General features: G+C 75.7%; 21 protein-coding genes. 13 read left to right on the top strand and 8 right to left on the bottom strand.

Annotated elements, in window-relative coordinates; all coding sequences use genetic code 11:
• Window positions 1-679: 679 nt before the first annotated feature.
• A complete protein-coding gene (gene xylA / locus HOY81_RS19020; protein ID WP_237321661.1) occupies window positions 680-1852 on the bottom strand; it encodes a xylose isomerase in 1173 nt (390 codons plus the stop codon).
• A 164-nt stretch (window positions 1853-2016) separates the two neighbouring features.
• On the opposite strand from xylA, the gene xylB reads away from it, so the two are divergent.
• Both xylB and HOY81_RS19010 read left to right on the top strand, forming a co-directional pair.
• A complete protein-coding gene (gene xylB / locus HOY81_RS19015) occupies window positions 2017-3453 on the top strand; it encodes a xylulokinase (RefSeq protein WP_237321673.1) in 1437 nt (478 codons plus the stop codon).
• Window positions 3454-3596: 143 nt separating this feature from the next.
• Window positions 3597-4793, top strand: coding sequence for an ROK family transcriptional regulator (locus HOY81_RS19010; RefSeq protein ID WP_237321660.1), 1197 nt, complete (start codon window positions 3597-3599; stop codon window positions 4791-4793).
• A gap of 430 nt (window positions 4794-5223) precedes the next feature.
• Here HOY81_RS19010 and HOY81_RS19005 read toward each other — a convergent pair whose 3' ends face one another.
• Entirely contained in the window at window positions 5224-6306 is a 1083-nt protein-coding gene (locus HOY81_RS19005) for a glycoside hydrolase family 5 protein (protein ID WP_237321659.1), read from the bottom strand.
• A gap of 426 nt (window positions 6307-6732) precedes the next feature.
• On the opposite strand from HOY81_RS19005, the gene HOY81_RS19000 reads away from it, so the two are divergent.
• Together HOY81_RS19000 and HOY81_RS18995 are read left to right on the top strand one after the other, a co-directional pair.
• The gene (locus tag HOY81_RS19000; protein WP_237321658.1) at window positions 6733-8202 is read left to right on the top strand and encodes an acyl-CoA synthetase; all 1470 of its coding nucleotides are present in this window, start codon (window positions 6733-6735) and stop codon (window positions 8200-8202) included.
• Window positions 8195-9616, top strand: a complete 1422-nt coding sequence (locus HOY81_RS18995) for a carboxyl transferase domain-containing protein (protein ID WP_237321657.1) — start codon at window positions 8195-8197, stop codon at window positions 9614-9616. The genes HOY81_RS19000 and HOY81_RS18995 overlap by 8 nt, the downstream gene beginning before the upstream one ends.
• Before the next feature lie 37 nt (window positions 9617-9653).
• Here the strand turns inward: HOY81_RS18995 and HOY81_RS18990 are convergent, their stop codons facing one another.
• Window positions 9654-10889 carry a hypothetical protein gene (locus HOY81_RS18990; RefSeq protein WP_237321656.1) on the bottom strand — a complete coding sequence of 412 codons (1236 nt, stop codon included), beginning with the start codon at window positions 10887-10889 and terminating at the stop codon, window positions 9654-9656.
• Window positions 10890-11312: 423 nt separating this feature from the next.
• On the opposite strand from HOY81_RS18990, the gene HOY81_RS18985 reads away from it, so the two are divergent.
• Together HOY81_RS18985 and HOY81_RS18980 are read left to right on the top strand one after the other, a co-directional pair.
• Complete coding sequence (locus HOY81_RS18985) at window positions 11313-12632, top strand: extracellular solute-binding protein (protein WP_237321655.1); 1320 nt, start codon at window positions 11313-11315, stop codon at window positions 12630-12632.
• 96 nt (window positions 12633-12728) lie between these two features.
• Entirely contained in the window at window positions 12729-14174 is a 1446-nt protein-coding gene (locus tag HOY81_RS18980; RefSeq protein WP_237321654.1) for a lipase maturation factor family protein, read from the top strand.
• Between the two features lie 16 nt (window positions 14175-14190).
• Here the strand turns inward: HOY81_RS18980 and HOY81_RS18975 are convergent, their stop codons facing one another.
• Together HOY81_RS18975 and HOY81_RS18970 are read right to left on the bottom strand one after the other, a co-directional pair.
• Window positions 14191-15378, bottom strand: a complete 1188-nt coding sequence (locus HOY81_RS18975) for a mandelate racemase/muconate lactonizing enzyme family protein (RefSeq protein ID WP_237321653.1) — start codon at window positions 15376-15378, stop codon at window positions 14191-14193.
• Window positions 15379-15396: 18 nt separating this feature from the next.
• Window positions 15397-16656, bottom strand: a complete 1260-nt coding sequence (locus tag HOY81_RS18970; RefSeq protein WP_237321652.1) for a Xaa-Pro peptidase family protein — start codon at window positions 16654-16656, stop codon at window positions 15397-15399.
• 72 nt (window positions 16657-16728) lie between these two features.
• On the opposite strand from HOY81_RS18970, the gene HOY81_RS18965 reads away from it, so the two are divergent.
• Window positions 16729-17664, top strand: a complete 936-nt coding sequence (locus tag HOY81_RS18965; RefSeq protein ID WP_237321651.1) for a LysR family transcriptional regulator — start codon at window positions 16729-16731, stop codon at window positions 17662-17664.
• 52 nt (window positions 17665-17716) lie between these two features.
• On the top strand, window positions 17717-19072 hold the full coding sequence (locus tag HOY81_RS18960) for a hypothetical protein (RefSeq protein WP_237321650.1): 1356 nt from the start codon (window positions 17717-17719) through the stop codon (window positions 19070-19072).
• Window positions 19073-19190: 118 nt separating this feature from the next.
• Here the strand turns inward: HOY81_RS18960 and HOY81_RS18955 are convergent, their stop codons facing one another.
• Genes HOY81_RS18955 through HOY81_RS18945 form a run of 3 tightly spaced genes read right to left on the bottom strand, consistent with a single transcriptional unit; the run spans window position 19191 to window position 21180 of the window.
• Window positions 19191-19871, bottom strand: coding sequence for a bifunctional 2-polyprenyl-6-hydroxyphenol methylase/3-demethylubiquinol 3-O-methyltransferase UbiG (locus tag HOY81_RS18955; RefSeq protein ID WP_237321649.1), 681 nt, complete (start codon window positions 19869-19871; stop codon window positions 19191-19193).
• Window positions 19868-20518 (bottom strand): DUF2064 domain-containing protein, encoded by a 651-nt coding sequence (locus HOY81_RS18950; protein ID WP_237321648.1) that lies wholly within the window; start codon window positions 20516-20518, stop codon window positions 19868-19870. Before HOY81_RS18950 ends, HOY81_RS18955 begins: the two co-directional genes overlap by 4 nt.
• Window positions 20515-21180: a glycosyltransferase family 2 protein gene (locus tag HOY81_RS18945; RefSeq protein ID WP_237321647.1), complete on the bottom strand. Its 666-nt coding sequence runs from the start codon at window positions 21178-21180 to the stop codon at window positions 20515-20517. The genes HOY81_RS18950 and HOY81_RS18945 overlap by 4 nt, the downstream gene beginning before the upstream one ends.
• 124 nt (window positions 21181-21304) lie before the next feature.
• On the opposite strand from HOY81_RS18945, the gene HOY81_RS18940 reads away from it, so the two are divergent.
• Genes HOY81_RS18940 through HOY81_RS18920 form a run of 5 tightly spaced genes read left to right on the top strand, consistent with a single transcriptional unit; the run spans window position 21305 to window position 25813 of the window.
• Window positions 21305-22042: a response regulator transcription factor gene (locus HOY81_RS18940; RefSeq protein ID WP_237321646.1), complete on the top strand. Its 738-nt coding sequence runs from the start codon at window positions 21305-21307 to the stop codon at window positions 22040-22042.
• Window positions 22035-23258 (top strand): sensor histidine kinase KdpD, encoded by a 1224-nt coding sequence (locus tag HOY81_RS18935; RefSeq protein WP_237321645.1) that lies wholly within the window; start codon window positions 22035-22037, stop codon window positions 23256-23258. Before HOY81_RS18940 ends, HOY81_RS18935 begins: the two co-directional genes overlap by 8 nt.
• Entirely contained in the window at window positions 23206-24120 is a 915-nt protein-coding gene (locus HOY81_RS18930; RefSeq protein ID WP_237321644.1) for a sulfotransferase, read from the top strand. Before HOY81_RS18935 ends, HOY81_RS18930 begins: the two co-directional genes overlap by 53 nt.
• The gene (locus HOY81_RS18925; RefSeq protein WP_237321643.1) at window positions 24117-24614 is read left to right on the top strand and encodes a hypothetical protein; all 498 of its coding nucleotides are present in this window, start codon (window positions 24117-24119) and stop codon (window positions 24612-24614) included. Before HOY81_RS18930 ends, HOY81_RS18925 begins: the two co-directional genes overlap by 4 nt.
• Window positions 24602-25813 (top strand): glycosyltransferase family 4 protein, encoded by a 1212-nt coding sequence (locus HOY81_RS18920; protein ID WP_237321642.1) that lies wholly within the window; start codon window positions 24602-24604, stop codon window positions 25811-25813. The genes HOY81_RS18925 and HOY81_RS18920 overlap by 13 nt, the downstream gene beginning before the upstream one ends.
• Window positions 25814-25858 lie beyond the last annotated feature (45 nt).

Raw genomic sequence — 25858 nt, 5'->3', positions numbered from 1 at the left:
TTGAAGCAGGGACAGCTCCGTGATCCGCAAACGCGCCCTATGGGCGACGCCCTCCGGTCCGGGGTGCCGCATCTCTGCCCACTCACATTGCGACCAGCTTGCCCACCTGCCGCGAGCCCAGCCCAGTGAAGGCATGTTAAGGGCGGCTCCGATTCAATCGCCGGACCAGCCCCCCCGGAGTTGCCTCACGCACCGCCGGCACTCATGGGAAAGCCGCTAGTCCGCCTTCGTACTGTCAACACCGGCGCCGTCGGCTGACATACGCAACGATGATGCGCCGCTGCCATCGATGAGCCCAATGAGTTTCTTCAGGCTGACGACAAATTAGCGAATGGGATTTTACGTTGATGATCAACGAGTGTCAAACAGCCCTGCTCCTATGCTTCATGACGGCCCATCGGACATCGTCACTCGCGACCGAAATGCTCCTTTCAGTACGCCCCACAGCTGACCCCGAGAACGGCGTCCATGCCGTCCACTGGGGAGAGGCCCACCTCATACCTGACCGCACCTTCGCAGGGCCCTACAGGGAGCAGCTTCCTGTCTCGACTCACCGCCTGACTGACGGGCGGCCGCTTCCGTCGAACGCCTGCTGCGGCGCGCCGAGCGCGGCGCACCGCGCCCTCCCGCCCCGGCCGGGCCCGCCCGCGGGGGCAGCGGGCTCGGCCGGGGCGCCGGGTCAGCCGCGGGCGCCGAGGAGGTGGTCCATGGCGAGCTGGTCGAGGCGTTCGAAGGCCATGCCGCGGCGGGCGGCCGCGTCCGGGTCGAAGTCCTCGAAGGCGGTGCGGTCGGCCCGCAGCGCGGACGGCGTCTCGCCGGGTTCCAGGGTCGGCCGGGCCAGGTCGTCGAGCCGGGAGGCGCGCAGCGCCTCCTGCACCTCGGGGTCGGCGCGGAAGGCCGCGGCCCGCTCCCTGAGGATCAGGTAGTTGCGCATGCACCCGGCGGCCGACTCCCAGACGCCCGCGAAGTCCTCGGTGCGCGGCGGCTTGAAGTCGAAGTGCCGGGGGCCCTCGTATCCCGCGGTCTCCAGCAGGTCGACCAGCCAGAAGGCGGCGCGCAGGTCACCGGCGCCGAAGCGCAGGTCCTGGTCGTACTTGATGCCGGACTGGCCGTTCAGGTCGATGTGGAAGAGCTTGCCCGCCCACAGCGCCTGGGCGATGCCGTGCGGGAAGTTCAGCCCGGCCATCTGCTCGTGGCCCGTCTCGGGGTTGACCCCGAAGAGCTCGGGGCGCTCCAGGCGCTCGATGAAGGCCAGGGCATGCCCGACGGTGGGCAGCAGGATGTCGCCGCGCGGCTCGTTCGGCTTGGGTTCCAGGGCGAAGCGCAGGTCGTAGCCCTGCTCGGTGACGTAGGTGCCGAGCAGGTCGAACGCCTCCTTCATCCGGTCCAGCGCGACCCGTACGTCCTTGGCGGCGCCGGACTCGGCGCCCTCCCGGCCGCCCCAGGCGACGTACGTGCGGGCGCCGAGCTCGGCGGCGAGGTCGATGTTGCGCATCGTCTTGCGCAGGGCGTAGCGCCGTACGTCGCGGTCGTTGGCGGTGAAGGCGCCGTCCTTGAACACCGGGTGGCCGAAGAGGTTGGTGGTGGCCATCGGCACCACCATCCCGGTGTCGTCGAGCGCCTGCCGGAAGCGCTTGACGTGGGCGTCCCGCTCGGCCTCGGGTGCGCCGAAGGGGATCAGGTCGTCGTCGTGGAAGGTGACTCCCCAGGCGCCCAGCTCCGCCAGCCTGTGCACCGACTCGGCCGGGTCGAGGGCCGCGCGGGTGGCGTCGCCGAACGGGTCGCGGCCCTGCCAGCCCACCGTCCAGAGTCCGAAGCTGAACTTGTCCTGGGGCGTCGGCCGATAGCTCATGCCGTACCTCTTCCCTCCCGGCCCCCCGGAGGCTCCGGGGTGACCTCGCCGCACCGGCACGTGGTGGCGCCGGCGTATTTCGTCATGGCACTTAACAAACTACTATGCGGGCAGCGACCGGAACAGAGGAAGACCGGGGACCCAGGAAGAGGGGCGTGAGGGACGTGGCCACACCGGAGGGACCGCTCGTCGTCGGCGTCGACAGCTCGACCCAGTCGACCAAGGCGCTGGTCGTGGACGCCGCCACCGGCCAGGTGGTGGCGAGCGGCCAGGCCCGGCACACCGTGCAGACCGCCCACGGCCAGGAGTCCGACCCCGAGGACTGGTGGAACGCGCTGGGCGAGGCGCTCGGCCGGTGCGGCGACATCGTGCACCGGGCGGCCGCCGTCGCCGTCGGCGGCCAACAGCACGGGCTGGTCACGCTGGACCGCGAGGGGCGGCCGGTGCGGCCCGCGCTGCTCTGGAACGACGTGCGCTCCGCCCCCCAGCGGGACCGGCTGGTGGAGGAGCTGGGCGGGCCGCAGTGGTGGGCGGAGCGGATCGGCAGCGTCCCGCCGCCCGCCTTCACCGTCACCAAGTGGGCCTGGCTGCGGGAGCACGAGCCGGAGGCGGCGGAGGCGACCGCTGCCGTGCGGCTGCCGCACGACTTCCTCACCGAACGGCTGACCGGGTACGGCACCACCGACCGCGGGGACGTCTCCGGCACCGGCTGGTGGGCCTCGGCCAGCGGGACGTACGACGAACGGGTGCTGGAGCACGTGGGCCTCTCCCCCGGCCTCCTCCCCCGGGTGCTGGGGCACGGCGAGGCGGCCGGCACCGTACGCGACGGGCTGCCGCTGCCCGCCGGGGCGCTGGTGGCCACCGGCACCGGGGACAACATGGCGGCGGCGCTCGGCCTGGGGCTGCGGCCCGGGCAGCCGGTGCTGAGCCTCGGCACCTCCGGGACCGTCTACTCCGTCTCCGAGCACCGGCCCGCCGACCCGACGGGCACCGTCTCCGGCTTCGCCGACGCGGGCACCCGCTGGCTGCCGCTGGCCTGCACCCTCAACTGCACGCTCGCCGTCGACCGGGTGGCGGCGCTGCTCGGCCGGGACCGAGAGGACGTGGAGCCGGGCGGCTCGGTCACCCTGCTGCCCTTCCTGGACGGCGAGCGGACCCCGGACCTTCCCTACGCCTCCGGGCTGCTGCACGGGCTGCGCCACGAGACGACCGGCGGCCAGGTCCTCCAGGCGGCCTACGACGGCGCGGTCTTCGCGCTGCTGGAGGCGCTGGACAAGGTGTTCGCCGGGGACGCGGCGGACGGCGGCAACGCGCCGGTGCTGCTGATCGGCGGCGGCGCGAAGGGCACGGCCTGGCGGGAGACCGTACGGCGGCTGTCCGGGCGGCCCGTCCAGGTGCCGCGGGCGCAGGAGCTGGTGGCGCTCGGCGCGGCGGCGCAGGCGGCCGGGCTGCTGCTGGGCGAGGACCCGGCGGCGGTGGCCCGGCGCTGGGCGACGGCGGAAGGCCCGGCGTACGAGGCGGTGGAGCGGGACGAGCCCGCGCTGGCCCGGCTGCGGGCCACCCTCGGCGGCGCGGACACGCTGCTGCGCCGGCCGCACTGACCGCACGGGACGGTGCCGGGCGGGCGGCGCGGCCGGACGGCGGGCGGCGTCGCCAGGCGGCCGCGGCACGGTCGCGCGGACCGGCCACGCGGCTCGGCCGTCCGGCACGGCACCCGGGACGAGAGACGAGACGAAGCACCGACATGGCAGCAGCCCCCGCGCCCAGTTCGCAGCAGGAGATACGCCGGCGGAACCTGTCGCGGGTGCTGCACGCGGTCGCCGCGGGCGGCCCGGTCTCCCGCGCGGCGGTCGCCACCCGCATCGGGCTGACCCGGGCCGCGGTCTCCACCCTGGTCGACGAGCTGCTGCGGGCCGGGCTGCTGGTGGAGCTGGGCCCCGGGCGGCCGGGCGGCGTGGGACGTCCGGGCAGCGCCCTGGCGCTCACCGACCGCGGGCCGTGCGGGCTGGGCGCCGAGATCGGGGTGGACCGGCTCGCGGTGTGCGCCGTCGACCTGCGCGGCGAGGTGCGGGCCCGGGAGGTCCGTACGGGTGCGCACCGGGACAGCGACCCGGCCGCCGTGCTGGCCCGTCTGGCGGCGCTGACCGGCGAGGTGGCCGCGCAGGCGCGTGCCGCCGGGCTGTGGCCCGCGGGGCTGGCGGTGGCGGTGCCGGGGCTGGTGGCGCGGGACTCCACCACGGTGGTGCGGGCGCCCAACCTGGGCTGGCCCGTCACCGACCTGGCGGCGCTGCTGCCGGAGGGGCCGCGGCTCACCGTGGACAACGAGGCCAACTTCGGCGCGCTGGCCGAGCTCTGGCTCGGCGGGGCGGCCGTGCCGCGCGACTTCGTGCACGTCTCCGCCCAGATCGGGATCGGCGGGGCCATCGTGCTGGAGGGCGGGCTGCTGCGCGGCGTCCGCGGGTTCGCGGGCGAGCTGGGGCATGTGCCGGTACGCCCGGAGGGGCCGCGCTGCGGCTGCGGCGGACGCGGGTGCCTGGAGACGTACGCCGGTGAGGAGGCGCTGCTGCGCGCGGCCGGGCTCCCGGAGGGCGAGACCCGCCGGGGGACGGCGCTGCTGGCCGGGCGGGCCGGTGAGGGCGACGCCGCCGCCCGCCGGGCCCTGCGTGGCGCGGGGCGGGCGCTGGGCGTCGCCCTCACCGGCGTGGTGAACCTGCTGGACCCGGGCACCGTGGTGCTCGGCGGGGCGCTGGCCGGGCTGGGGCCGTGGCTGCTGCCCGCCCTGGAGGGCGAGCTGGCCCGGCGCGCGGCGGCGCCGGGAGCGCCGCCGGCGCTGCTGGCCTCGGCGGTGGGGCCGGAGGGGCCGCTGCTCGGTGCGGCGCACTCGGTGGTCCGCGCGGTGCTGGACGACCCGCTGGGCCGCGGGGTACCCGCGGCCGGCTGAGCCGTACCGGCGGGAGGCGCCGGTGCGGGCCCGCCTGTCCGGCCGCGGCCGGCCGGCCCGGGCAGCCGGTGCCCGGGGCCGGGCCCCGGGCACCGTGGGCACCGCCGGGCCCGGCGTACCGCTTCGCCTGCCCGGCGGAACCGGCTCCGCGCACGGGCCGGGCCGGCGGCCGTATGCCGTCCGGGCGGCCGGGCGACGCCCTGCCCGGGCACGGAGCGTGCGGAGGCCGGGGCGCGGGCGATCCTGCCCGGAAACGGAGCGTGCGCGCCCCGCGCAGGACCCTGGCACGGGCAGCCCCGCCCGGAACGGGAGGGTGGACGCGACGGGCCGGGACGACCCACCGTCCTCGCGTGCCGGAACACCCAGCGATGCTCCGGGCCGGCACGGGCCCCGCCGGTACCGGCGTGCCGACCCGGCCCCGGGGCCCGGCTCAGGAGGAGCGGATGCGGTCCCGTATCCAGCGCCCGGACTCCTTCAGGGAGCCGGTGCCGCTCCACTCCCCGCGGGCGCAGGTCCCCTCCCGGAACACCGCGCCCGAACGGTGGTCGTCGGAGTAGTTCCAGTTGGTCCAGGAGATGTTCTTCTCGGCCATCAGGTCGAGGTAGCGCTGGGCCATGGCGAAGTCGTTCGCCCCCTCCCCCGCGTAGTTCTGGGTGCCGAACTCGGTGACGAAGACGGGGAGCCGGTCGGCAGCGCGGGCGAGGGTGCGCAGGTAGGTCTCGCGGTGCGAGGCGGCGTAGAAGTGGAAGGTGTACATGATGTTGCCGGCGTCCACGGGGTCGTCGATCACCTCCTGTTCGTCGGCGCCCTCGGAGACGCCGAAGGACGACCAGGCGCGGGTGCCGACGAGGGCGACGCCGTCCGGGTCCTGGGCCCGGATCACCGGGATGATCTCCTCGGCGTAGGACCTGATGCGTTGCCAGCTCACCCCGCTGGGCTCGTTGGCGATCTCGTAGAGGACGTGCGGCGCGTCCGCGTAGCGGGCGGCCATGTCGGTGAAGAAGCGCTTGGCGAGGGCGGTGTTGGCGTGCGGGTCGCCCGGGCTGAGCATGTGCCAGTCGACGACCGCGTAGAGGCCGCGCTCCAGCGCCTGGTCGACGATCCGCTGCGCGATCCGGGTGAAGCGCTCCGGGTCGGTCTCGTAGCCGCCCTCCTGCACGTAGGTGGAGACGCGTAGCACGTCGGCGTCCCACTCGTGGGCCAGGACGTCGAGGGAGGCGTCGGTGACGCACTTTGCGTACCACTGGGTGCCGTGCGTGCTCATGCCGGTGAGCTGGACGGGCTGCCCCTGCGCGTTGCAGAGGGTGCGCCCGCACACCGCGAGCGGTCCGTTCTCGGCGACGGGGGAGCCGGCGGGTGCGGCGACGGATGCCGCCGGGCTCTCGGCAGGCGGGGCGGACGCGGCGGCGCCGGCGCGGAAGGAGTCCTGCAGGGTCACCGCGAGCAGGGCCGCGAGCGCGGCGGCGCAGGCGGCCGCGCGCCGCCCGGCGCGGCGGAGGGAGAGCCGTTCCATGGGGGGTGCCTCCTTGTGGGGAGAGGTACGGCGTCGGCGGAGCGGGCACGGGGGCGCGACCGCCGGGCTGCCGGGGGCAACCGGCCGGAAAGCTAGAGGTGGGATGTGTACGCGTCAAGAGCGACAGGAAACTTTCCTTACTTTCGTTGGGCGGTCACGGGTTCGCGGGCCGGGCACGCCGTACCGGCGGCCCGGCGGCGGCCCGCGGCCGGTCGGGTGACCGGTGTGCCCCCGGAAGTCCCGCCGCCCCGGGCGTGACCGGCACCACAACGGCGTCCGGTGGCGGCTCCGCCGCAGGTGAACGGGGCGGGCGCCCCGGCGGCCGGGTGTCCGCCCGGCGGCCCGGGTGAGATGCTGAAGCCGCCGTCCCGCCGCCGTTCCGCGGGTCCGTACCGACCGTGACCGCGAGCCAGTGAAGGAGCCCGGGTGCCGCCCCTCTTCCCCGCGCTGCGGGAGACTCCCGACCGCACCGCCCTCCGCTTCCCGGACGCCGCCCTCGACTACGGCGGCCTGGCGACCGCGGCGGGCGCCCTGGCCGCGCGCCTCCGCGGAGCGCGGCGGGTCGCCGTCTGGGCGACGCCCGGCATCGAGACCGCGGTGGGCGTGGTGGCCGCGCTGCTCGCCGGGGTACCGGCCGTGCCGCTGAACCCGCGTACCGGGGACCGGGAGCTGGAGCACATCCTGGCGGACAGCGCGCCGGCCACCGTCCTCGCGGCTCCCGGCGCCGTGCTGCCGGAGCGGCTGGCCGCACTGCCGCGCACCGAGGTGACGGCCGGGGCGGTCCCCGGCTCCCGTACGGGCGGAGCCTCCGGGCCCGCCGCCGAGGACGCCGAGCCCGGCCCGGAGACCCCCGCCCTGATCGTCTACACCTCGGGCACCACCGGCCCGCCCAAGGGCGTGGTCCTCCCCCGCCGGGCCGTCGCCGGGACCCTTGACGACCTCGCGGAGGTCTGGTCCTGGACCGCGGAGGACGTCCTGGTCCACGCCCTGCCGCTGTTCCATGTGCACGGCCTCGTGCTGGGCGTCCTGGGCCCGTTGCGGCGCGGCGGCACGGTGCACCACCTGGGGCGGTTCACCACCGGGGGCGTGGCCCGGGAACTGGCCGGCGCGGGCACCGTGTTCTTCGGGGTGCCCACGATGTACCACCGGCTGGCCGAGGCCGCCGGACGGGACCCGGCCCTCGCCCGGGCGCTGGCCGGCGCCCGGCTGCTGGTCTCCGGTTCCGCGCCGCTGCCGCCACGGGATCACGCGCGGATCGCCGAGGCCACCGGGCAGCAGGTCATCGAGCGTTACGGGATGACCGAGACGCTGATGAACACCAGTGTCCGGCCCGGCGGGTGCCCCCGCCCCGGCACGGTCGGGCAGCCCCTGCCGCACGTGCGGCTCCGGCTGGTGGACGACACCGGGCGGCCGCTCGACGCGGCCGACGGGGACACCGTCGGCGAGGTGCAGGTGCGCGGCCCGCACCTGTTCACGGAGTACCTGAACCGCCCGGACGCCACCCGGGAGGCGTTCACCGCGGACGGCTGGTTCCGTACCGGCGACATGGCGGTACGGGAGCCGGACGGGTGTGTGCGCCTGGTCGGGCGCAGGGCCACCGACCTCATCAAGAGCGGCGGCTACAAGATCGGCGCGGGTGAGATCGAGAACGTGCTGCTGGACCACCCCGGCGTGGCCGAGGCCGCCGTCACCGGCGAACCCGACCCGGACCTGGGCGAGCGGGTGGTCGCCTGGATCGTCGCCGCCGACCCGGCGGCCCCGCCGGCGGGCGAGCTGCTGGCCGACCATGTGGCCGGGCAACTGGCCCCGCACAAGCGGCCGCGGGCGGTGCGGTTCGTCACCGCGCTGCCCCGGAACGACATGGGCAAGGTGCTGAAGCGGGCCCTCCATGGCTGAGCGGACCCCGGCCCGCGCGGCCCCGGCCCCCGGCACGGCCCGCGCCCTGCTCGCCGCCGTGGCTCCGGACTTCACGGAGTTCCCCGCCCCGCCGGGCGCCGCGCCCGGGACGGCCGGCGTGCCGTATGACGGGCCGCTCGGCTGGGACGGCTACGGCGCCGCCCGGGAACGTGCCGCCACCCGCACCGGCGAGGCGGAGTCCGTGGTGTGCGGGCGCGGCCGGGCCGGCGGGCCCGGCGGCCCCGAAGCCGTGCTGGTGGCCTTCGAGTTCGGCTTCCTCGGCGGCTCGCTGGGCGAACGTACGGGCGATCTCCTGGAGGACGCCCACGTACGGGCCCGCGCGGCGGGCCTGCCCGTGGTCGCCCTACTGGCGACCGGGGGCAGCCGGATGCAGGAGGGCATGCGCGCCCTCTCCCAGCTGCAGCGCGTCGCCCGCCAGTCCGCGCTCACCCGCGAGGCCGGGCTGCCGCAGCTCGCCGTGGTCCGCGACCCGGCCACCGGCGGCGGCTGGGCGACGCTCGGCGCCGGGGCCGACGTGGTGCTGGCGCTGCCCGGCGCGCAGGCCGGGTTCGCCGGGTCCCGGGTGCGGCCGGACGGCGCCGAACCGTACGCCTACACCGCCGAGGGCCAGTACGCGGCCGGCCACGTCGACCAGCTGGTGACCCGCGAGGAGCTCCCGGACCGCCTGTCCGGGTGGCTGTCGCTGCTCACCTCACCGGCCTCCGGACCGGCCGCTCCCCCGGCGGCCCTGCCGCGGACCAGCGCCGGCGTGGCCGGGGACGACGGCGCGCCCACGGGGCCGCCGCGCGACGGCTGGGAGGCGGTGACCCGGGCCCGTGCCGTCGGCCGCCCGCGCGCGGACGCCTACCTGGCCGCCCACTTCACCCGCACGGAGGAGATCCGCGGCGACCGCTGCGGCGGCACCGACGACGGGGTGCGCTGCGGCTTCGGGCGCCTGCCCGGCGGCACCACGGTGGCCTTCGCCGCCCAGCTCGGCACCGCGACCCTGCCGGCGGGCTTCCGTACGGCGGCCCGGCTGATCCGGCTGGCGGACCGGCTCGGCATCCCGGTGCTCACCCTGGTCGACACGCCCGGCGCCGCCAACGACGCCGCGGCCGAACAGGCCGGCACCGGCGCCGCGGTGGCGGACTGCTTCGCCGCCGTGGCCTCCGCACGTGTGCCGGTGACCACCCTGGTGGTCGGCGAGGGAGGCTCCGGCGGCGCGCTGGCGCTGGCCGCGCCGGGCCGCACCTGGGTCACCGCCGACAGCTACTTCTCCGTCATCGCCCCCGAGCTGGCCGCCGCCATCCTCAAACGCGGCGACGACCGGATACGCGAGACCGCGGACCAGCTCCGCCTGCGCCCCCAGGACCTGCTGGACCTCGGTGTGGCCCGCGGCATCGTCGGCGGCTGACCCGGGGCCCGTCGGCGCGGGACGCGCGGGCCTGCGGTCAGGTGCGGCGCCCTGGGTGGAGTCGGCGGCCGGCGCGGCGGGCGGCGATGCGGAGCAGACGCCGGGCGGGCACCTGGGAGACCGGACGGTCCTCGGGGGACTTCGGCCCGCCCTCGGCGGGCTTCGTCCGGGCCCGCGGGGCGCGGGCAGGCGGTGCCTCGGCCTTGCCCAGGGTCACGCCGGCGAGGATGCCGCCGAGTGCGGCCTCCACCGCCAGGGCGGCGGGGAGCGTCTCGGTGGGCGGGGGGACGCCGGGCCCGGGCCCCGCCGCCGGGCGGCGGGTCAGCGACTTCAGGTCGCCGATGACGCGGACGCCCAGCTCGGGGATGCGGGCCACCGTCTCCTCGGCCACCTCCACCGCCGCGTCCACCGCCCAGCCCGGGGTGGTGATCCGCGGCTCGTCCGGTGCGGCCCGGTACTCCCGTACGAGCTGCGGCACCACGCCCTCGCGCACCACCTTGTTGCGCCGCGCGTTGCTCCAGCCCTCGGCGTCGAGACGGCGGTTGAGCTCCAGCAGCAGCTCGGCCTGCGGGAGCGTCAGGGAGGTGTTGAGGTCGCGCGGGCCGGGCTCGAGGAACCCCTGCGGCAGGTCGAGCAGTCCTTCGAAGACGCGGAAGAGCCACTCCGGGTCGCGCTCGTCCACCACGACCGCGGTGACGTTCTCCGGCCCGGCCGCCCCGGCCCAGCGGGCCAGCAGGGCATCGTGCTGCTGACGGTGCCAGAAGTCCGGGGTGGGCTCCGTGTAGGGCGGCCGGCGCAGCATGCCCTCCAGCCAGTCCTCGTACGAGTGGCACAGGCCGTGCTTGACGTACTGCTGCCAGTGGGACGGCAGGATCTTGTGCAGCGGCCGGAGGGTCACCACGACGTGGACGTCCGGGCCCAGTTCGCGCACCGCGGTGCGGGCCGCCTCGTCCCCCGCGTCCGCGAAGAACTCGCTGCTGACCGCGAGCCGCCGCCCGCCGGCGGCGGCCTCCGCGCCCTCCGCGCACAGCGCCTCCCAGGGGGCGCGCTTCTCCCCGGTCGCGCCGGAGAGGACGGCGACGGCCGGGTCCTTGGCCTGGCGGGCCTTGCCCCCGTACACCACCCCGTGTTCCCGGAGCCGGCCGCGGCTCGTGTGCAGGGCCCCCTGCAGGGCGGTGGTGCCCGTCTTGTGCGGTCCGATGTGAAGCAGCCGCGCTCCGGCGGGCAGGGGCGGTATGCCGTCGGGGGCTGCGTGTCTCGCGGTCTCGCTCATCCCCGGCACCCTATGGACACAAAGTGAACACGCCAAGTGGGAGGCGCCGACGGCGGGTGCCGGGAAGGGAGCGGCGGGGCGTCACCCGGCGGCCGCGCGGGCCGGGGAGGGCTCGGCGCGGACGGCGGCCTCGCCGGCGGTCTCGAGGTCCGGCTGCCCGACATCAGCCGGAGCCCGGACCGTACGAGGGCGTCGTCGCCGACGAGGAGGACACGGATGGTCAGCGGCGACACGGTAGTCAGCGGGGCCCGGCCCACGGGGGCGGCTGCCGTTCCGTGCCCGGGTCCGGGGGCTCCCGGGTTACCGGGATACCGGGTTCCGGGTTTCCGCCGGTCACCCCTTGACCGGGACCTTGGTCTATGCCAATCCTTTTCCGGTCGCCCCCCACATGCCACCGCCACGGCCCCTGGGAGGGGTGTGCCCATGTTCCACCGGACCCGCGAGAGACGGCGCGAGAGACGCCTCGGCACCGGCGGGGCCCGCACCGTGCGGCGTTTCGGCCGGCCGGCGGCCGCCGCGGTCGTCTCCACGCTGCTCGCCGCCTGCGGCGCCTTCCCGGACCAGAGTGACGACACGAGGACGCTCGACGTGTGGCTGATGAAGGGCAGCCTCACGGACGACCTCATGGAGTCGGCCGTACGCGACTTCGAGTTCCGCAATCCCGGGGTGCGGGTGGACGTCACGGTCCACGAGTGGCCCGGCATCGCCGGGAAGGTGACCGAGGCGCTGCGCACGGGCGACGGCCCGGACCTGATCGAGGTGGGCAACACCCAGGTGGCCCAGTACGTCGACGCGGGCGGGGTGAAGAACCTGACCCTGAAGGTCGTCGATCTCGGGGGCGACGACTGGATCCCCGGCCTCGCGGAGTCCGGGCAGGTGGACGGCTACCAGTACGGCGTCCCTTTCTACGCCGCCAACCGGGTGGTGATCTACCGCAAGGACCTCTTCGCCCGCGCCGGCATCACCTCGCCGCCGGAGACCCGCGAGGAGTGGCTGGCCGCCACCGAGACCCTGAACAGCCCCTCGAACCAGCAGGGGATCTATCTGCCGGGCCAGAACTGGTACGTGCTCGCCGGGTTCGTCTGGGACGAGGGCGGGCGGCTCGCCGAGGAGCGCAGCGGCCGCTGGAGCGGGGCGCTGGACACCCCGGAGGCACTGCGCGGCATGGAGTTCTACCGGAAGCTCCAGGCGCTGGGACGCGGCCCGGCCGATTCCGACGAGGCCGACCCCGACCAGCAGAAGGTGTTCGCGCGGGAGCGGATCGCCCAGCTCATCGCGGTGCCCGGCGCCGCGCAACTGATCACCGACGAGAACCCACGGCTGACCGGCAAGCTCGGCTACTTCCCCATCCCCGGCAAGCGGGCCGGGAAGCCGGGGTCCGTCTTCACCGGCGGGTCGGTGCTGATCATCCCGGAGAAGAGCGACCGGCAGGACGAGGCGTACGGCTTTCTCAAGCTGCTCACCGGCGAGAAGTGGCAGCGGCGGATCGCAGAGACGATGAGCTTCGTGCCGAACAAGACCACCCTCGCGGACGCGCTGCAGGGCGACGCCGGGGCGGAGGCCATGGCCGAGGCGGCGGCGAACGGCCGGGCCACGCCGTCCTCACCCCGGTGGGGGGAGCTTGAGGCGGACAATCCGGTGAAGGAGTACCAGACCGCCGTGCTCACCGGCGCCGACCCGCGCGAGGCTTCCCGCAAGGCGTCGGACGAGATCACCCGCGTCCTGAACGCCACGGGCGGCTGAGCGCCGGTACCCCCGGCCGCGGGTCCGGGGCCCCCGGGAGCGGGGCCGCGCGGCCGCCCCGGTTCGGCCCCCTCCGGCGGTGGTACCTCTGGCCGCATGGAGTGGTTCACGGCGCCCGAGTACTGGCTGAGCCGGCTGCTGATGCAGCGGGCCCTGGCCGGGGTCTACGTCGTCGCGTTCGTCACCGCGGCATTGCAGTTCCGCCCGCTGCTGGGCGAGCGCGGGCTGCTGCCGGTGCCGCGCTACGTGCGGGCGGTGCCCTTCCGGGCGGCTCCCAGCATCTTCCACTGGCACTACTCGGACCGCTTCCACGCCGCCGTCGCCTGGTCCGGGGCCGCGCTGGCCGGCGCGGTGGCGGCCGGGGCGGCCGACACCGTACCGCTGTGGGCGGCGATGCTGATGTGGGCGGTGCTGTGGGCGCTCTACCTGTCGCTGGTGAACACCGGTCAGACCTGGTACGCCTTCGGCTGGGAGTCGCTGCTGCTGGAGGCCGGCTTCCTGGCGGTGTTCCTGGGGAACGAACGGACGGCGCCGCCCGTGCTGGTGCTGTGGCTGGTGCGCTGGCTGCTGTTCCGGGTGGAGTTCGGGGCCGGGCTGATCAAGTGGCGCGGGGACCGCTGCTGGCGCGACCTGTCCTGCCTCGACCACCACCACGAGACCCAGCCGATGCCGGGGCCGCTCAGCCGGCGCTTCCACCTGCTGCCGCGGCGGCTGCACCGGGTGGAGGTGGCGGCGAACCACGTCACCCAGCTCCTGGTGCCGGTGCTGCTCTTCACCCCGCAGCCGGTGGCCGGGGCCGCCGCGGCGCTGATGATCGTCACCCAGCTCTGGCTCATCGCCTCCGGCAACTTCGCCTGGCTGAACTGGCTGACCGTCGTGCTCGCCCTCTCCGCGCTGGACACGCCACGGTTCACCGGTCCACGGGCGTACGGCGATCCGCCGCTGTGGTTCGTGGTGCTGGTCTGCGCGCTCACCGCCCTGGTCGCGGTGCTCAGCTACCGCCCGGCCCGGAACCTGCTCACCAGGAAGCAGCAGATGAACCGCTCCTTCGACGTGCTGCACCTGGTCAACACCTACGGCGCCTTCGGCAGCGTCACCCGGGTCCGGCACGAGATCGTCGTCGAGGGGACCACGGACGAACGCCCGGGCCCGGACACCGTGTGGCACGCGTACGAGTTCCGCGGCAAGCCCGGGGACGTACGGCGGCGCCCGCCGCAGATCGCGCCGTACCACCTGCGGCTGGACTGGCTGATGTGGTTCGCCGCGCTCTCCCCCGCCTACGCCCGCGGCTGGTTCGACCCGTTCCTGCGCAAGCTGCTGGAGAACGACCGGGACACCCTGCGGCTGCTGCGGCACAACCCGTTCCCCGACGCGCCCCCGGTGCACGTACGGGCGCTGCTGTACCGCTACCGCTTCACCACCCGGGCGGAGCGGCGGGAGACCGGCGCCTGGTGGCACCGCACGCCGGTGCGGGAGTTCCGGCCGCCGCTGCGCGCCCCGGCGGCACCCCGCGGGCACGCCGGGGACCGGCCGGCGGGGTGACCGGCTGCGCAGCCCGTCACCGCTTGGGCAGGGCCGGGGCGCCGCGCAGGGCCTCCGGGTCGTGGAAGGCGAACTCGGCGCCGCGGGTGCGGTACAGCTCCGCGTACCGCTCCACCTTCTCCGGGTCCAGCTCGACCCCCAGCCCGGGTCCGTCGGGCACCGGGAGACAGCCGTCCGTGTAGTGCTCGAGCGGCCCGCCGAAGGAGCCGCGCACCACGTCGTCGGTGAGCAGGGCCCCGTACGCCTGGTTGGCGTGGCGGAAGTTCGGCGTGGCGGCGACGACGTGCACCGCGGCGGCCAGGGCGACGCCCAGTTCGCCGAGGCTGTGCTTGACGACCGTCAGGCCGGCGGCGGCGCAGATCCCGGCGGACCGCTTGAGGTTGAGCAGCCCGCCGTCCATCTGCTGGTCCACGGAGAGCACGTCGGCCGCGCCGTGCCGGAGGACGGCGAGCTGGTCGGAGCGGTTCCAGGAGGCCTCGTTGGCCAGCAGCGGGGTGTCCAGGCGGCTGCGGACATAGGCCATCTCCGGCAGGTTGCGGCCGGAAACCGGCTGCTCGACGAGCTCCAGCCCGTACTCCTCCAGGGCCCGCACCGCGCGCAGGGCGGCGCCGGGCGACCAGGCCTCGTTGGCGTCCACCCGGATGCCCATGCCCGGGCCCGCGCCCTCCCGCAGCGCGGCCACCCGGGCCACGTCGGTGGCGAGCTCGTCGGCGCCCACCTTGAGGTAGCAGACCCGGGCGCCGGCCTCGGCGGCGCGCCGGCCCTCCGCGCGCACCTCCTCCGGCGCGGCGGCGGCCACGTAGTGGAAGAACTCGACGCGGTCCCGGAAGCGGCCGCCGAAGAAGCTGACGACCGGCTGCCCGCAGGACTTGCCGAGCAGGTCCCAGCAGGCCGTCTCCACGGCGGCGATCGCGGGGCTGCTGGAGCCGGTGTGGTGCCAGGTGCCGACGACGTCGATGCGCTGGATCAGCGCCTCGATCCGCAGCGGGTCGCTGCCCATGACCAGCGGCTCCAGCCCGCGCAGCACGCTCAGCACCACGTCGGCGGACGGATAGGCCGCGGCCTCGCCGAGGCCGGTCAGCCCCTCGTCGGTCTCCATCTCGACGAGGACGGAGACCAGCCCGGAGCGCCGCCCGAACGCCCAGACCTCGTCGGTGCGGTAGGGGACGGCCACCGGGGTGGCGCGGAGTGCGGTGACGCGCATGCGGGGCCTTTCGTCAGGTCAGCGGGTGACGAGCAGTTCGCGGGGCGCGCGGGTCAGCAGTTCGCAGCCGTCCTCGGTGACCAGCGCGGTGTCGGAGACGACATGCCCAGCGGGCTGCTCCACCCAGGACATCAGGTGCAGCACCATGCCCGCCCGGACCCGGGTGCGCCCGCCGGAGCGGACGCCCGGGACGGATCCGCCGCCCACCCAGCTCGGCGGGAAGCCGATCCCGGTGAGATAGCCGCAGTGGTGCCGGCGTGGCCGCCGCCCCGTGACGGCGGCCACGGCGGCGGCCCAGGCCGCGTACACCTCCCCGGTGCGCGCCCCGGGGACGAGCGCGGCGCGGGCGGCCCGCAGTCCAGCGGCGGACGCGGCCGCTGCCTCGGCGGCCCCGGCCGGGACGCCGCCGCAGTAGACCGTCCGGCTCATCGGCGCGTGGTAGCGGTGGACGCAGCCGGACAGCTCCACGAAGAGCCCCTCGCCCGGGGCGAGGCGGTGCTCCCGCCAGGTGACGTGCTCCTGGGAGAGCCGCGCGGTGGAGCGGATCAGCGGGACGAACCCCGGCTGCGCCCCGCCCGCCTCGGTCATGGCCCACTGGGCGCGGGCGGCCACCGAACGTTCGCTGACCCCGGTGCCCGCAGCGGCGAGGGCGGCGGCCATGGCGGTGCTGGTGACCGCGGCGGCACGCCGCACCAGCGCGATCTCGGCCGGGGACTTCACCGCCCGCAGCCGGGCCGGCAGGGCCGTGCAGTCGGTCCACCGCGCGCCGGGCAGCGCCGCGCGCACCCGGGCCAGCAGGGCGGGCGGCAGGGCCATGGACTGCTCCTCGACGCCGACCGTGCCACCCGGCGGCACCACCGACGCCAGTGCCCGGGCGACCACCCGCGCGGGGTCCTGGGTCTCGCCGTAGAGCTCCCGCCGGACGCCGGGGACCTGGGCGGCCAGCGTGTGCCGCTCCATGCGCCGGGCGACCAGCACCGGCGGGCCGCCGCGCGGCAGCACCAGCAAAGTGAAGGCGAAGTGCCCCAGGTGGTCGAGTCCGGTGAGGTAGTGCACGTTCTCCGGGCTGGCGAGCGCCAGGGCCGCCAGACCGCGCCGGCGCATGGCGGCGCGCAGCGCGCCGGTGCGGGCGGCGTACTCGGTCTCCGGGACGGCGCCCGCGGACCCGGCGGGTGCGGGCGCGGGATGCCCGGGCGCGGCGTGCCGGGGCCCGGCGTGCGGGACGCCGGCGTACGGCGGGGCGGCGGACGGCGCCGGCAGCAGCGGTTCGGCGGTCATGGCGCCAGTGTGCGGCCGGCGCACCCGCCACAACCAGCGACGATTTCCGATGCCGCCCGTTAGCGTGGCTACATGGTCTACGAGGTGCGGCGGCTGCGCCTGCTCCGGGAGTTGGCGGCGCTCGGCACGATCGCCGCCACCGCCGAGGCGTGCCATCTGACGCCCTCGGCCGTCTCCCAGCAGCTCGCCCTGCTGGAACGGGAGACGGGCACGGTGCTGCTGGTCCGCGACGGGCGGCGGCTGGTGCTCACCGAGGCGGCCCGGGTGCTCGTCGAGCACACCGAACGGGTGCTGGCCGAACTGGAGTCCGCCCGGGCGGCGGTGGCGGCGCTGAGCGACAGCGTGCGCGGCACCGTCCGGCTGAGCGGCTTCCCCAGCGCGGCCGTCGCCCTGGCCGCTCCGGCGATCGCCGACTGCCGCACCGCCCACCCGGACCTGCGGGTGGTGCTGGACGAGGGAGAGCCGGAGGCGAGCGTGGCGGCACTGCGCCGGCACGCCTGCGATGTGGCGCTGGTGTACGAGTACGACCTGCTGCCGCGGATCCGGGACGCCGGGGTGACCGTACGGCCGCTGCTGCGGGAGCCGCTGCTGGCGGCGCTGCCGCCGCACGACACGACGCTGCCGGCGGACGGCAGCCCGGTGCGGCTGGCCGACCTGAGCAGCCAGCCGTGGATCGCGCCGCACAGCGACACCGCGCTGCGCACCGTGGTGGAGCGGGCCTGCCAGGCGGCCGGCTTCGAACCCCGGCTGGACCACACCAGCGACGACTGGACGGTCATCATGTCGCTGGTGCAGGCGGGACTCGGCGTGACGATGATGCCCCGGCTGGTGGCCGAGCCGCTCGCCTCCGAGGTCCGGCTGTGCGAGGTGGGCGGGCTGCGGCTGAGCCGCACGGTCGCGGTGGCGCTGCGCGCGGGCAGCGCCGCGGACCCGCGGATCGCGGCGGTGACCGCTGCGCTGGAGCGGGCGGCGGCCCGGCTCGAAGGCCCGGATCTGACGGGTCTGTGACGTCGGCCCGGCCCGGCGCCCCGGGCGCCGGGCGGCGCCCTACGGTGAACCGGTGAGATCGTCTGCGAAGGACCTGGTGGCAGCCGGCGGGGCCGTGGTGCTGTTCGGCGCCGCCGTCGGCGTGGGCCACTGGATCAGGAACACCGAGCACACGCTGCATGTCAACTGGCCGCCGCTGTACGCCCACAGCGACCTGCACGTGGGCCCGGGCACCCCGGCCGCGCTGGTACTGGCCGGGCTGCTGGTCGCGTACGGCCCGGTGGTGGCCCGGCGGCTGCCGTGGCGGCGGCTGCTCTGGGCGGCCTGGGGCGGCTCCCTGGCCTGGATCTGGTCGCTGGCGCTGATCGACGGCTGGGAACGGGGTGTCGCCCGGCGGCTGACCACGCGGTACGAGTACCTCCAGGTCGCCGGGGAGATCGGGGACCTCGGGGCGTTCCTGCGGACCTTCACCGACCACATCCTGCTGGACAGCCCGGACAACTGGCCCCCGCACGTGGCGGGGCACCCGCCGGGGGCGGTGCTGACGTACGAGTTCCTGCACCGTCTCGGCCTGGAGGGCGGCGGCTGGGCGGCGGCCTGGACCATTCTGGCGGCCTCCACCACGGCGGTCGCGCTGCTGGTGACGGTGCGGGCGCTGGGCGGCGAGGAGCGCGGCGAGGAGACCGCGCGGCGGGCGGCGCCCTTCGTGGTGGCCGCCCCGGCGGCCGTCTGGCTGGGGGTGTCGGCGGACGGCTACTTCGCGGCCGTGGCGGCCTGGGCGCTGGCCCTGCTGGCGCTGGCGGCGACGCGCCGGGCGCGCGCGCCGCGGGTGACCGCGGTGGGCTCCGGGCTGCTCTTCGGGCTGCTCTGCCACCTGTCGTACGGGCTGGTGCTGACAGGCCTGATGGCGCTCGCCGTGCTGGCGGCCGCGCGGACGGCGCGCCCGGTGCCGTACGTGCTGCTGGGGATGGCGCCGTGGTTCGCGGTCTTCACGGCCGCCGGCTTCTGGTGGTTCGACGGCTACTCCACCCTGGTCGAGCGCTACTACCAGGGCGCGGGCGGACTCCGGCCGTACGGCTACTTCGTCTGGGCCAATCTCGCGGTCAACGTGCTGACGGTCGGGCCGGCGACCGTGGCGGGGCTGCGGCGTACGGCTGTGGCACTGCCGGGGGCGCTCAGCGGGCTGCGCCGCGCCCCGGCAGCCGGACCGGCGGCCCTGGCGCTGCTGGTCGCGGGTGCGGCGTGCGCGGTGCTGACCGCCGACCTGTCCGGGATGAGCAAGGCCGAGACGGAACGGATCTGGCTGCCCTTCACCCTCTGGCTGCTGCCCGCCGCGGCGCTGCTGCCGGACGCCGCCCGGCGGTACTGGCTGGCGGCCCAGGCGGCGCTGGCGCTGGCGGTGAACCACCTGTTCTTCACCGGCTGGTGACGCCGGGCCGCCCGGCCCCGGGCGGCCCCGCCGACGCACGGCACGCCCCCGGCCCGGCCGCGCCCGTCCCGCGGGGGCCGCCCGGAGCGCCCCCCGCGACCCGGGCGTGGGCGGTCCGTCAGGGCTCCCCGGGGACCGGCGCGCCGGGGACGGTGCGGCGGCGCAGCGCCAGGAAGGTGCGGCCCAGGACCGTCCACCGCACCTCCTCCGCCCAGCCGCCCGCGCGTGCACGGGCCGACAGCGCGGACGCCCCGATCCGTGCCCAGGGGAAGACCGGGCCACAGCCGCCGCGCCCGTCGTCCAGCCGGACCTCGACGCGCTCCTCGACGTCCGCGGGCGCGGTCTCGGCGAACAGCCGGCCGCCGGGGGCGAGCAGCCCGGCGATCCGGTCCAGCAGGGCTGCCGGGTCGCCGCCGATGCCGATGTTGCCGTCGACGAGGAGCGCGCAGTCCCAGCGCCCCTCGCCGGGGAGCGGGTCGAAGACGGAGCGGCACAGCGCGTCCACCCCGAGCGCGCGGGTCCGGGCCACCGCCTCCGGAGAGGCGTCGATGCCCAGCGCGGGCGCGCCGCGCCGGGCCAGCGCGGCGACCATCCGGCCGGGGCCGCAGCCTATGTCGAGCACCGCGCCGGTGCAGCGGCGCAGCACGGTCCGGTCGGCCGCGTCGGGGGCGGCGCACCAGCGTTCCACCTCCAGCGGCAGCAGCCAGCCGTCCGTACGCCGGAGGAAGAGCGGCCCGTGGCCGGCCCGCAACGCGTCGGTGTAGGGATCGGCGTGCCAGGAGGGTGCCGGGGCGGTCACCGGACCGCCTCCCGGCGCAGCCCGGCGTGGGCGGCGGGGAAGCGCCCGCCGGCCGGGCAGTGCGCCGCGATGGCGGCGGCGTCCTCGGCGGTGTCCATGTCCCGCAGCAGCGGCAGGTCGCGTACGGTCAGCCCGGCACCGGTCAGCCGGTGCCGCTGGGCGGCCCCGGTGTGCCCGGTGGACATCGGCACGCCGCGCACCAGCGCCGGGTCGGGCGCGGCCAGGCCCAGCGCCCAGAAGCCGCCGTCGGCCGCGGGCCCGAACCAGGCGTCGCACCCGTGCCAGGCGTCCGGGGCCAGGGCGGGCCAGAGGTGGTCCCGGGTCAGTTGCGGGGTGTCCATCCCGACGAGCAGCGCCGGGCCGGTGCAGCCGGCGAAGGCGGCGGCGATCCGCTCGTCGAGGCCACCGGCCGCCTGCGGCACGATCTCGAAGCCCGCGCCGGCGGGCAGCCACTCCCCCGGCCGCCCGGCGAGCACCAGCACCCGGCGGCGGGCCGGGAGAGCCGCCACCAGCCGCAGGGTGTCGGCGAGCGCGGCCTCGGCGAGGCGGGCGGCCTGGGCGGGGGTGTAGGGCGGGGTGAGCCGGGTCTTCACCCGGCCGGGCACCGGCTCCTTGGCGATGACCAGCAGGTCCGTCACGGCGCTCACCGCAGGACCGCCCGCATGTCCCGCACGGCGTGCCAGGTGCCGCGCCAGGTGCCGGTGACCTTGGACTCGCCGGTGCGGGGCAGGTAGGGGACTTCGGTCTCCTCGATCCGCCAGCCCTCGTCCGCGGCGCGCACCACCATCTGCAGCGGATAGCCGCTGCGCCGGTCGGTGAGCCCGAGGTCCAGCAGCGGCCGCCGCCGTGCGACCCGCAGCGGGCCGAGGTCGTGCAGCGGCACGCCGGTGCGGCGCCGCACCATCCGGGCCAGCGCCAGGTTGCCGGCGCGGGCGTGCAGCGGCCAGGCGCCCCGTGCCGCAGGCCGGCGGCGGGCCAGCACCAGGTCCGCGCGCCCCTCCCGCACCGGGGCGGCGACCCTCGGCAGCGCCCCGGGGTCCAGCGTGGCGTCGCAGTCGCAGAAGGCCACCAGCTCCGCCTCCGCGGCGAGGAGCCCGGCGTGGCAGGCGGCGCCGAAGCCGCGCCGCGACTCGTGCACGACCACGGCGCCGCGGGCGGCGGCGACGGCGGCCGAGCCGTCGGTCGAACCGTTGTCCACCACCACGGCCCGCCAGCCGTCCGGGACCCGGTCCAGGACCCAGGGCAGCGCCTCGGCCTCGTTCAGGCAGGGCAGCACGAGATCCCCGTACGGGGGCTGGATGTCCGTCATCTGCCTCACCCTACGGAGACGAACCACGCAAACCGGGCTACGCCTCCTTACGAATTCGGGACGTCGGAGCCGTCCCGCTCCACGAACGGTCCCCCGGCCGCGTGCGCCTGGGAGACTCGGCGGCATGCAGCAGGCCGCACCGCAGTACCCGCAGCCGTCGCCCGGGCCGCCGCCGCGTCACCGGGTCCTGGTCGTGGACGACGACGCCACCGTCACCGAGATCGTCGCCGGCTACCTGGACCGGGCCGGGTTCACGGTCGACCGGGCCGCCGACGGCCACGAGGCGCTGCAGCGCGCCGGTGCGGCCGCACCCGATCTGGTGGTGCTGGACCTGATGCTGCCGGGGCTGGACGGGCTGGAGGTGTGCCGGAGACTGCGGGAGCGCGGGCCGGTGCCGGTGGTGATGCTGACCGCGCGTGGCGACGAGGAGGACCGGATCCTCGGCCTGGAGGTGGGCGCGGACGACTATGTGACCAAGCCGTTCAGCCCCCGGGAACTGGTGCTGCGGGTCGCGTCGGTGCTCCGCCGCGCCGGGGCCGCTGCGCCCGCCGGGCCCCGGCTGCGAGGCGGCGGCGTCACGCTGGACCCGGCCGCCCGTACGGCCTCCGACGCACGCGGCCCGCTCGCGCTCACCCTGCGGGAGTTCGATCTGCTGGCGCACTTCCTGCGCCATCCGGGCCGCGCGTTCAGCCGCGAGGAGCTGATGTCGGCGGTGTGGGGCTGGGACTTCGGCGATCTGTCGACGGTGACCGTGCACGTGCGGCGGCTGCGGCACAAGGTGGAGACCGATCCCGCGCGGCCCCGGCTGATCACCACGGTCTGGGGCGTCGGCTACCGCTTCGACGGAGGCGGCCGTGCGTGACCTGGTGCTGATCGCCCTCTACGCCGCGGCCGGCGCGGCCGCGGTCGGTCTGGCCGGCGCGCTGGTGCTGCGTGCCCTGCGGCGCCGTCCGGTGGCCGTCTCGCTCGCCGTGCTCACCGCGGTCGCGGTGGGGGCGATGCTGGCCGGGACGCTCTCGGTGGCCCGGGCGATGTTCCTCTCCTCACACGACCTCACCGTGGTCACCATGGTCGGCGCGGTGGCCGCGGTCGCCTCGGTGGTGACCGCGCTGCTGCTGGGGCGCTGGGTGAGCGGCGGGCACCGGGCACTGGAGCAGGCGGCCCGCCGGCTGGGCGAGGAGGGGGAGTTCACTCCCCCGGCCGCCCCGATGCCGGCCGAGCTCTCCTCGCTGGCCCGGCAGCTCGCGGACGCCGGGGCGAGGCTGGCCGCCTCCCGCGAGCGGGAGCGGAGGCTGGAGGAGTCGCGCCGGGAACTGGTCGCCTGGATCTCGCACGACCTGCGCTCCCCGCTGGCCGGGCTGCGGGCGATGGCCGAGGCGCTGGAGGACGGCATCGCGGAGGACGAGACGCGGTACCACCGGCAGATCCGCGGCGAGGTGGAGCGACTCGCCGCGATGGTGAACGACCTGTTCGAGCTCTCCCGGATCCAGGCGGGGGCGCTGGCGCTCAGCCCGGTCCGGATGTCCGTCTACGACCTGATCAGCGACGCCATCGCGGGCGCCGATCCGCTGGCCACCGAGCGCGGAGTGAAGCTGGCGGACGAGGGCGTGGAGGCCGTGCCGGTGGAGGTGGACGGCAAGGAGATGACCCGGGTGCTGGCGAACCTCCTGGTCAACGCCATCCACCGGACGCCCGCCGACGGCACGGTGGCCGTGGCCGCCCGACGGGAGGACGACGCGGTGGTGCTCTCCGTCACGGACGGCTGCGGGGGCATACCCGCGGACGACCTGCCACGGGTGTTCGACACCGGCTGGCGGGGCACGGACGCGCGGACCCCGCCCGGCGGCGCCGGGCTCGGCCTGGCCATCGTACGCGGCATCGTGGAGGCGCACGCCGGGAGGGCGGCCGTGACGAACGTGCCCGGCGGCTGCCGCTTCGAGGTACGGCTACCGGCGGCGCGGTATGAAGAGTTTACTCAGAGTTCGCGGCTTGACCGCCATTTTGCAAGCTGCCTAGCCTTCCCCAATGAGCCTCCGACGGACACTGAACTCCACCCTGCGCAAAACGACCGGCCTTGAGATCAGGCGCGCGTCGACCACCCCCGCTGCCGCGCCCAAGAAGGCGAAGACTCCGACGAAGGCTCAGCGCCCGAAGCCGGTCCCCTTCCGCGAGACGGCCGACCCCGAGGTGGACCGGCTGCTCCGCAAGCCCGTCTTCATCATGTCCCCCGTCCGGTCGGGATCTACACTCCTTCGGGTGCTTCTCGACGGGCACTCCCGGCTGCTCGCGCCGCACGAGCTCCACATCCGGCGGCTGACCGTGGGCCACACCACCCAGCTCGCCAAGAAGTCCATGGAGGTGCTCGACCTCGAGACCGCCGACTTGGAGCACCTGCTCTGGGACCGGGTCATGCACCGTGAGCTGGTGAAGGCCGGCGCGGACCACATCGTGGAGAAGACGCCGAGCAACGCCTTCGCCTGGAAGCGCATCGCCGCCTGCTGGCCGGACGCCCGCTACATCTTCCTGCTGCGGCACCCCGCCGCCATCGCCCGCTCCTGGCACGAGGCCGCGCCGGACAAGCGGAGCGCGCAGGAGGCCGCGGAGGACGCCCTGCGCTACATGAAGGCCGTGGAGCGCGCCCGCAACGGGCTCACGGGCCACACGGTGCGGTACGAGGAGCTCACCACCGACCCGGAGACCACCGTCCGGGGCATCTGCGAGTTCCTGGACATCGACTTCGAGCCGGCCATGCTGGAGTACGGCCCGCGGCCGGAGAAGGACATGATCCGCGGCCTCGGCGACTGGCGGGACAAGATCCGTTCCGGCAGCGTCCAGCCGGGCCGTGCCGTCCCGGAGGACTCCGAGGTGCCGGAGGTCCTGCGGCCCATGTGCGAGGCCTGGGGCTACACCAAGGAGCGGGAGGACGCACAGCCCGCATGAACGCCCATGCCGAGATCGACCAGGTGTGGCCGCGCGACGGCCGCATCCGCCTGGTGGGAAGAGTCCACGGGGACGTGCCGGAGAGCGCGGGCCCCGAGTGGCGGCTGCTGCTCGTGCCGCGGGACGATGAGAACCACCGCCTCCGGTACGCCGCCTCGGTGGACGGCGCGTCCTTCGAGGCGTCGCTGCCGGTGGACGACCTCGCCCTGGACGGGCTGCCGGAGGCCGTCTGGGACCTGTACCTCACCGCCGGCGACGGCGGTGACGGGGATGACGGCGGTGGCGGAGCCCGGCTCCGGGTGGGCAAGCACCTGGACGACATCACGGGGAAGAAGAAGATCTTCGTCTACCCCGCCCAGTCCGTGACGAGCGATGAGGACGGCACGGTGGTCCGACCCTTCTACACGATCCAGGACAACCTGTCCGTGGAGTGCCTGCCCGGCGACCTGGAGCTGCGCGAGGGCGAGCTCCCCCTTCCGGAGTGGATCGCCTGATGCTCATCCGCTATCTCCTCCTGCACGCGTACGGCACCGGCGGCACCATCCGCACGGTGATGAACCAGGCGAACTCGCTGGTCGCCGCGGGTCACGAGATCGAGATCGTGAGCGTGATAAGGCACCGGGACGAGATCCGCTTCCCGCTCGATCCCCGGGTGCGGATCACGTCGCTGATCGACGGCCGCGAGGCCAAGACCACGGGCGCGGACAGCTGGAAGTCGACGCTGCGGGACAAGCGCGACCGCAAGCTGGCCGACACGCCGCCCGCACTCGTCCCGGACGGCGAGTTCGGCTCGCGGTACTTCAACCGCTATGTCGAGGAGCAGGTGGCCGCCTACCTGAGCGGGCTGAGCGACGGCATCCTCGTCACCACCCGCCCGGCCCTGAACATCCTGGCCGCCGAGTACGCCCCGACCACGCTGGTCCGGGTGGCCCAGGAGCACATGAACCTCTCGGTGCACCGGCCGGACGTGCAGGAGGCGGTGCAGAAGTACTACCCCCGGTTCGACGCCGTGGCGGTGCTCACCCACCGGGACCGGGAGGAGTACGGGCGGCTGCTGCCCGAGGCCCGCGTGGTGCGCATCCCGAACGCGGTGCACTCGATGGACCAGGAGCCGTCGGACTACACCGGGAAGATCGCCGTCGCGGCCGGCCGGCTCGCCCCCCAGAAGGGCTTCGACATGCTGATCCCGGCCTGGAAGCGGGTCGCGGAGCGGCACCCGGACTGGCAACTGCGGATCTTCGGGCTGGGAGAGCGGAAGGACCAGCTCCGCCGGCTCATCGAGAAGCACCATCTCTACAACCACGTGCTGCTCATGGGCCACACCACGCAGCTCGACGACGAGCTGGCCAAGGCTTCGCTCTACGTCCTCAGCTCGCGCTTCGAGGGTCTGCCGATGGTGATGATCGAGGCCATGGCGCACGCGCTGCCCGTGGTGAGCTTCGACTGCCCGACCGGCCCCGCCGACGTGCTGACCGACGGCAAGGAGGGCATCCTGGTGCCGCCGGAGGACACCGACGCCCTGGCCGACGCCCTGATCCGGGTGATGGACGACCGGTCGCTGCGCGAGCAGATGGGCGCGGCGGCCCTGAGCACCGCACAGGACTATGCTCCCTCCGCGGTGCACCCGCAGTGGGAGAGGCTCTTCACCGAGCTGACCGGCGGGCGCGGCTCGAGCGGGACACAAGGGACGTAGGGAGTGCGGGACATGGGCCTCACGGACACCGGTGCCACGGTGTGG

This window comes from Streptomyces sp. JJ36, from assembly GCF_021696945.1.
In the GTDB taxonomy this organism is placed as follows: Bacteria; Actinomycetota; Actinomycetes; order Streptomycetales; family Streptomycetaceae; genus Streptomyces.
Note: the sequence above shows the minus strand (reverse complement) of the source record. Positions and strands in the feature narration are given on the sequence as shown.

Coding starts and splice junctions, on each gene's coding strand:
- xylA (WP_237321661.1), bottom strand. CDS start 1,852: ATGAGCTATCGGCCGACGCCCCAGGACAAGTTCAGCTTCGGACTCTGG.
- HOY81_RS19010 (WP_237321660.1), top strand. CDS start 3,597: ATGGCAGCAGCCCCCGCGCCCAGTTCGCAGCAGGAGATACGCCGGCGG.
- HOY81_RS19005 (WP_237321659.1), bottom strand. CDS start 6,306: ATGGAACGGCTCTCCCTCCGCCGCGCCGGGCGGCGCGCGGCCGCCTGC.
- HOY81_RS18995 (WP_237321657.1), top strand. CDS start 8,195: ATGGCTGAGCGGACCCCGGCCCGCGCGGCCCCGGCCCCCGGCACGGCC.
- HOY81_RS18990 (WP_237321656.1), bottom strand. CDS start 10,889: ATGAGCGAGACCGCGAGACACGCAGCCCCCGACGGCATACCGCCCCTG.
- HOY81_RS18985 (WP_237321655.1), top strand. CDS start 11,313: ATGTTCCACCGGACCCGCGAGAGACGGCGCGAGAGACGCCTCGGCACC.
- HOY81_RS18980 (WP_237321654.1), top strand. CDS start 12,729: ATGGAGTGGTTCACGGCGCCCGAGTACTGGCTGAGCCGGCTGCTGATG.
- HOY81_RS18975 (WP_237321653.1), bottom strand. CDS start 15,378: ATGCGCGTCACCGCACTCCGCGCCACCCCGGTGGCCGTCCCCTACCGC.
- HOY81_RS18970 (WP_237321652.1), bottom strand. CDS start 16,656: ATGACCGCCGAACCGCTGCTGCCGGCGCCGTCCGCCGCCCCGCCGTAC.
- HOY81_RS18965 (WP_237321651.1), top strand. CDS start 16,729: ATGGTCTACGAGGTGCGGCGGCTGCGCCTGCTCCGGGAGTTGGCGGCG.
- HOY81_RS18945 (WP_237321647.1), bottom strand. CDS start 21,180: ATGACGGACATCCAGCCCCCGTACGGGGATCTCGTGCTGCCCTGCCTG.
- HOY81_RS18940 (WP_237321646.1), top strand. CDS start 21,305: ATGCAGCAGGCCGCACCGCAGTACCCGCAGCCGTCGCCCGGGCCGCCG.
- HOY81_RS18930 (WP_237321644.1), top strand. CDS start 23,206: ATGAGCCTCCGACGGACACTGAACTCCACCCTGCGCAAAACGACCGGC.
- HOY81_RS18925 (WP_237321643.1), top strand. CDS start 24,117: ATGAACGCCCATGCCGAGATCGACCAGGTGTGGCCGCGCGACGGCCGC.